This window comes from Aquabacterium sp. UBA2148 (genome assembly GCF_002328915.1).
In the GTDB taxonomy this organism is placed as follows: domain Bacteria; phylum Pseudomonadota; class Gammaproteobacteria; order Burkholderiales; family Burkholderiaceae_C; genus Aquabacterium; species Aquabacterium parvum.
This window is the reverse complement of record NZ_DCXA01000311.1, coordinates 58,620-62,307: the sequence shown is the minus strand read 5'-3', so window position 1 is coordinate 62,307 and position 3,688 is coordinate 58,620. Positions and strand designations below refer to the sequence as shown.

At 68.9% G+C, this 3,688-nt stretch carries 6 protein-coding genes; all 6 read left to right on the top strand.

Features of this window, described 5'->3' with window-relative positions; all coding sequences use genetic code 11:
* Positions 1-755 (top strand): molybdopterin molybdotransferase MoeA (locus B2W70_RS17485; RefSeq protein WP_286747752.1); only part of this gene is annotated, 755 nt, incomplete at its 5' end.
* An 18-nt stretch (positions 756-773) separates the two neighbouring features.
* Complete coding sequence (locus tag B2W70_RS17480; RefSeq protein WP_058089287.1) at positions 774-1,031, top strand: MoaD/ThiS family protein; 258 nt, start codon at positions 774-776, stop codon at positions 1,029-1,031.
* 17 nt (positions 1,032-1,048) lie between these two features.
* A complete protein-coding gene (locus B2W70_RS17475; RefSeq protein ID WP_235513969.1) occupies positions 1,049-1,570 on the top strand; it encodes a molybdenum cofactor biosynthesis protein MoaE in 522 nt (173 codons plus the stop codon).
* Positions 1,567-1,959 (top strand): fluoride efflux transporter CrcB, encoded by a 393-nt coding sequence (gene crcB, locus B2W70_RS17470; RefSeq protein ID WP_058089286.1) that lies wholly within the window; start codon positions 1,567-1,569, stop codon positions 1,957-1,959. Before B2W70_RS17475 ends, crcB begins: the two co-directional genes overlap by 4 nt.
* Positions 1,960-1,998: 39 nt before the next feature.
* Positions 1,999-3,189, top strand: a complete 1,191-nt coding sequence (locus B2W70_RS17465; RefSeq protein ID WP_286747749.1) for a GGDEF domain-containing protein — start codon at positions 1,999-2,001, stop codon at positions 3,187-3,189.
* 115 nt (positions 3,190-3,304) lie between these two features.
* A partial coding sequence (locus B2W70_RS17460) for a Clp protease N-terminal domain-containing protein (RefSeq protein WP_286747747.1) occupies positions 3,305-3,688 on the top strand: 384 nt, incomplete at its 3' end.

Sequence of the window (3,688 nt, the reverse complement as noted above, 5' to 3'; positions counted from 1 at the left end):
GCCTCGGCCGAGCCGAGCTGACGGTGTTCGCTCAGCCGCGCGTGGGCGTGCTCACCACCGGCGACGAACTCGTCATGCCGGGCCAGCCACTGCCACCCGGCGGCATCTACAACAGCAACCGACACACCCTGCTGGGCCTGGCCCGCGCTGCGGGAGCCGAACCGCTTGACCTGGGCACCGTGCCCGACCGCCTCGACACCACCCGCGCTGCCCTGCGCGCCGCGGCCGAGTCCTGTGACCTGGTCATCACCAGTGGCGGCGTGTCGGTCGGTGAAGAAGACCACCTGCGCCAGGCCGTGCTGGCTGAAGGCGGGCTCGATTTCTGGGCCCTGGCCATCAAGCCCGGCAAGCCCTTTGTGTTCGGCTGGTTGCGCCGAGCCGACGGCAGCCGTGCCCTCTACATGGGCCTGCCTGGCAACCCGGTCGCCAGCTTGGTCACTTTCCTGCTGCTGGCCCGTCCGGCCATCGGCTGGCTGGCGGGGGAGGGCTGGCAGCTGCCGCGCGCCATCACGCTGCCAGCGGCTTTCCACTGGCCGAAACCCGACAAGCGGCGCGAGTTCCTGCGCGCCCGCCTCAACGAAGCGGGCGAGCTCGAGCTGTACCCTCACCAGGGGTCGGGCGTGCTCAGCTCGGCCGCCTGGTCCGATGGCTTGGTCGACCTGTCGCCCCAGACCCCTGTGAACCCGGGCGACCGGCTGCGCTGGTTGCCCTGGTCCGAGTTGCTGCACCCCGTGCTCAGCGCTCGTCAGCCCTGAGCTTTGAATGATCCGTCCATGAGCATCACCGTCCGCTATTTCGCTTCAGTCCGCGAGCGCCTGGGCGCGCAAGAGCTCGTTGAGCTGAGCGCGCTGGCTCAGCCCACCGTGGGCGCCTTGCTGACCTGGTTGCAGTCACGCTCCGAGGCGCACGCCCGCGTGCTGGACCCCGATCGCGGCTTGCGCATGGCCTGCAACCAGGCCCTGTGCGAAGCCGACCAAGCCCTGTCGGACGGCGACGAGGTGGCATTCTTCCCGCCGGTGACCGGAGGCTGATGATGGGGCAGGCCGGTTTGACCCGATCACCGCTCACGCTGGAGCAGGCCCTGGCCTGCGTGCGCGTGTCGGCCGAGGATTTCGACCTGAGCACCGAAGTGGCTGCCCTGCGCGCTTGCGACCCGGGTGTGGGTGCGGTGGTCAGCTTCGTGGGTACCGTGCGCGAGTGGCAGGACGCAGCCCAGGCCGCCCCGGCCGCCGTCATGGAGCTGGAGCACTACCCGGGCATGACCGAGCGCAGCATCGCCGAACTCATCGCCCAGGCCAGCCAGCGCTTCAACGTGCGCGGTGTGCGCGTCATCCACCGCGTCGGCCCCCTGGGCATTGGCGAGCAGATCGTGCTGGTGGCGGTCACCTCGGCACACCGACAACAGGCTTTCGACTGCGCCGCCTTCCTCATGGACTGGCTCAAGACCCGCGCGCCTTTCTGGAAAAAGGAGATCGCCGGCTCGGACGCCCGCTGGGTGGACGCGCGCGAAAGCGACGAAGCCGCCGCCCGCCGCTGGCACCAGGCCCCGGACGAGGAGGGCGCAGCATGAGCGGTGGGATGCTGGGGTGGCCGCCGGCCGTGGCCGTGGCCGTGGGGGCCGCAGCAGGCGCCTTGTTGCGCTGGCAGGCGGGCGTGTGGTTCAACCCGCTGTGGGGTGGCTTTCCGCTGGGCACCTTGTTCGTCAACCTGGTGGGCGGCCTGTGCATCGGCCTGACCCTGGCCTGGCTGGGGCGCCACCCAGACGAAGGCCTGCGCCTGCTGCTGGTGACCGGGTTGCTGGGCGGCTTCACCACTTTCTCCGCGTTTTCTGCCGAATCGCTGGCCTTGCTGGAGAAAGGCGACCTGGGTGGGGCCTTGTTTCACACCCTGGCGCACGTGATCGGTGCCCTCGCGTGTGCAGCATTGGGCGCCCGGCTCATGCGGGCATGGTTGACCTGAGTTCCCCTTTGCGCCCGGACATGGGATGATCCAAATCGCATGTCCGTCATCGACGTCCACACCTGTTACGCCCTGGCGGGCGCCGGCTCGCTGATCGGCCTGGGGCTGATCGTGTTGGTGCGAACCGAGCACCCCCGCATCCGCCGCGCGCTGCTGCTGTACCGGGCGGCGTTCCTGTGCCTGTCGGCCTTCCTGGTGGTGCTGGTGACCCCGCCTGAGCACATGCGCGAAGTCTGGCGTCACGGGGTGGGGGTGTGCGCCACGGGCGTCACGCTGCTGGCTTGGGGGTTCCGAGAGCTCAACGGCGAACGCACGCCCCTCTCGGTGGGCCTGTTGCTGGCCATCGGGTCGGGGAGCCTGCTTTGGTTCGGCGGTGGGGTGCTGAGCCCTGCGCACTACCAGTTGCTGGTGGCCCTGGTGCTGGCGGCCATCGCCGTTGGCACCTTGCTGGACCAGGGGCGGGTGCTGTTGCGCTCCCAGGAGCCGCGTCTCAGCGGTGAGTGGGCCTTGTTGTTCACGGCTTTCCTGTTCTCGCTGGACTGGGTGATGGTGCTGGCCTACTCATGGGACCACCCTGGGCCTTACCCGCCGCATTTGCTGCTGGCCCCCGATTGGCTGATGGCGCCATCGGCCATGGGCATCGCCTTGCTGCCGTTGTCGGTGGCGGCCATCGTTTTTGCCACCATCAACGACCGGCTTTACCAACAGGTTCACCACCGCTCTCTGTCTGACGACCTCACCGGCATCTTGTCGCGCCGGGGGCTGAGAGAGCACGGGCAGCGCCTGCTCGCCAGCCAGCCTGCCAACAGCCTGGGCGTGGCGCTGCTCATGATCGACATCGACCACTTCAAATCCATCAACGACCGCCATGGTCACCCGGTGGGAGACGAGGTGTTGCGCCACGTCACCCAGGTGCTTTCGGAGCACCTGCGCGACGACGCCCTGCTGGCGCGCTACGGCGGTGAGGAGTTCACGGTCATGCTGCCCCTGAGGGCCGCCGAGGACGCCCAGGTGGTGGCCGAGCGCCTGCGGCAGGTGGTCGAGGCTCGCCCCTGCCATGCCGAGGTGGGCGACAGCAGCGTGACGATCGCCGTCACCATCAGCGTGGGCGTTGCCTTTCACCACCGCACCCGCCCGCTGGAAGAAGCCCTGTCACGGGCCGATGCCAGGCTCTACGATGCCAAGCAGGCAGGGCGCAACCGGGTCAGCAGCGAAAGCCTGGCGATCTGATCTGGCGCAAACCTGAGGTGCCTGGGCTGCGGCCGGGGCTTGAAAACCGCCTCGTGCCCTCCATCTGCGCAGCAATCGGCTGATCAACTCGGCCTCAGCACTCCAGGAGAGCCTCATGCGACTCGACAAACTCACCTCCACCTTCCAGGAAGCCCTGACCGAGGCCCAGAGCCTGGCGGTCACCCGCGACAACCCCTACATCGAACCGGCCCACATCCTGCTGGCCATGCTCCGCCAGGACGACGGCCCACGCGCGCTGCTGGAAAAGGCCGGGGTCAAGGTGGCCCCGCTGGCCGCCGCCCTGGAAAAGGGCCTCGACAAGCTGCCTCAGGTGCAAGGCGCCGAGCAGGTGCAGGCCGGCCGCGACACGGTGAGCCTGCTGCAAGGGGCCGAGAAAGAAGCCCACAAGGCCGGCGACGCCTACATCGCCGCCGAGATGTTCCTGCTGGCCCTGTGCGATCACAAGGGCGACACCGCGGTCACGGCCCGCGACTTCGGC